The organism is uncultured Fibrobacter sp. (genome assembly GCF_937877005.1).
GTDB lineage: Bacteria > Fibrobacterota > Fibrobacteria > Fibrobacterales > Fibrobacteraceae > Fibrobacter.
In genome coordinates, this window is record NZ_CALEFV010000240.1 from 1 (window position 1) to 2,110 (window position 2,110).

A 2,110-nucleotide genomic window follows, 5' to 3' on the forward strand; every position below is an offset into this window, starting at 1 on the left:
AGGAGACGGAAATAGATACTGACTGGCCCATTCCGGGCCGCAGCTGATCAACACCCAAATTCCAAGTAAAAAGAGAAGAAAAAGGATCCCCGAAAACTTGGATAAGTATTTTGTAAAAGTTCTCATATGCTGGCACCTCCTTGTACAATGTGGCCTAGTTTTTCAAGGATGTCCTTGTGGTAGGCGTCTTCAATAGTTGCAATGGTTTCTTGGACTTTTTCGTTGCGGAACCATTCGCCACGATTCTTCTTTACCGGGAAATCAAGCGGGATATCTGCAATGATACGCCCCGGGGTAGAGCCTAAAACGATAATGCGGCTCCCGAGATAAACGGCTTCGCGAATGTCGTGCGTGACAAATAATGTGGTAATAGGACGGTCTTTGACACCGCGGCAAAGCTCCAAGACTAAATCTTGCAAGCTCGCCCTGTTTACCGGGTCGAGAGCGCCAAAGGGTTCGTCTAAAAGAAGGGCGTCGGCGCTGACACTTAAGGCGCGCGCTATGGCTCCGCGCTGGCGCATTCCGCCCGAAAGTTCAAAGGGGTATTTATGTAGGCTTCCAGAAAGCCCCACCAAATTCAAGTATTCTTCTGCTAAATTTTTGGCGTAGCTTGTCTTCAGCTTTTTTGTCTTTTTAATAGCGAGCGTTACATTTTGAAGAAGTGTAAGCCAAGGGAAAAGGGTGTAGTCTTGAAAGACCACACTCCTTTCGGCAGAAGGCTTTTCGATTTCTTTTCCTTTCCAGTAGACATGCCCCTCGCTCGGCTTGGTAAGCCCAGCGAGAAGGTTTAGCAAAGTGGTCTTGCCACTACCGCTTTCGCCCAGCAGGCATACGAACTCACCTTGATTGATTTTCAAGTTGATGTCTTTCAGGATGGCTCTGCCATCGTACGAAAAACCGAGATTCGTTGCTTCAAAACCATTTTGCTTTATTGTCATACTATTCTTAGTTCCTGGACTTGAAAATGTTTTCGGCCTTGGCGTAGAATTCGGACTTGGGATTTTCCTTGCGAAGTTCTGCGATGGCGGCCTTGTAGAAATCGGTGCGAACGTATTCGGAGACTTTCTTGTCGGACTTGATGAATTCGGCATCTTTCAAGAAATCCCAGAAAAATTCGACTCCCTTCACGTTGGGGTCCGTGTCCTGCGTGACGTGCCCGCTGTAGAACGCCTTGTTGACAAGGGCGGTATCGAGCTTGATCCACTTGGCAATAATTTCCACACTCTTCTTGTGATCATTTTGCACCAGTTCTTCGGCTTCGATCAGCGACTTGACCAGGCGCTTGTAAACATCGTCGCGGCCTTCGATTTTGCGGAGCGATGCAATGAGGCGGCAGCAAATATGGCCGGGGTTAATGTCCTTACTGCGGAGCACCACGGAAAGGCCTGCTTCTTCGGCGCGAAGGTCATGGGGTCCCCAAGTAACGCCTGCAAATACGCTGCCATTCTTGACGGCTTCGATCACTGCAGGCGGATTCTTGAGTTCTACGATGGTAACGTCTTTGCGCCAATCAACGCCCTCCTTCTTGAGGCCGCCGCGGACAATGGCGTCGGCAGTGCCCAAGCGAATGGTGGCAATTTTCTTGCCCTTGAGGTCACTCAATTTTTTGACGGAGGCTGCGTTTTCTTTGCGGGTAATCACCGCCTGGTCGCCGCCCATGATGCCACCAATCACGCGGATGTCGGCACCCTGCGAAATGTGAATAAGCGGAGCGAGCGAACCGAATGCGCCTGCATCGAGTTTACCTGCGCGGACAGCGGCAATGCCGTCGCCAGAATTCGAAAATTCTACGAGCGTTACGTCAAGGCCGTTTTTCTCGAAAATGCCAGCATCTTTTGCGATGAAGAACTTTCCTTGACCTGTAGAAGACAGGTAACCGATGGAAATCTTGTCTGCGGCGATTGCAGAAGTAGCGCAGGCGAGGCTAAAGAGGATTGCCAATGCAATCCGAGAATGTTTTTTATGATAATTCTGAGTCATTGTGAAATTCTCCTATGTTAGAAGCCATAAGTTGCGGAAAGGTGATAGCGGTTCAAGTCTGCTTCTTTTACGGTGCCGGCGGTTAGATAGTCGGTCTGAACGTGCAAGTATTCAAATCCGAGCGAGAATG

The 2,110-nt window shown here is 49.5% G+C and carries 2 protein-coding genes; both read right to left on the bottom strand.

Features of this window, described 5'->3' with window-relative positions; all coding sequences use genetic code 11:
• Nucleotides 1–122 precede the first annotated feature (122 nt).
• A complete protein-coding gene (locus tag Q0628_RS10505) occupies nt 123–938 on the bottom strand; it encodes an ABC transporter ATP-binding protein (protein WP_298770821.1) in 816 nt (271 codons plus the stop codon).
• 7 nt (nt 939–945) lie between these two features.
• Nucleotides 946–1,980 carry an ABC transporter substrate-binding protein gene (locus Q0628_RS10510; RefSeq protein WP_088657007.1) on the bottom strand — a complete coding sequence of 345 codons (1,035 nt, stop codon included), beginning with the start codon at nt 1,978–1,980 and terminating at the stop codon, nt 946–948.
• Nucleotides 1,981–2,110: the final 130 nt, after the last annotated feature.

Bases quoted from the DNA above. Each gene is read 5' to 3' on its own strand.
- Q0628_RS10505 (WP_298770821.1), bottom strand. From the start codon at position 938: ATGACAATAAAGCAAAATGGTTTTGAAGCAACGAATCTCGGTTTTTCG.
- Q0628_RS10510 (WP_088657007.1), bottom strand. From the start codon at position 1,980: ATGACTCAGAATTATCATAAAAAACATTCTCGGATTGCATTGGCAATC.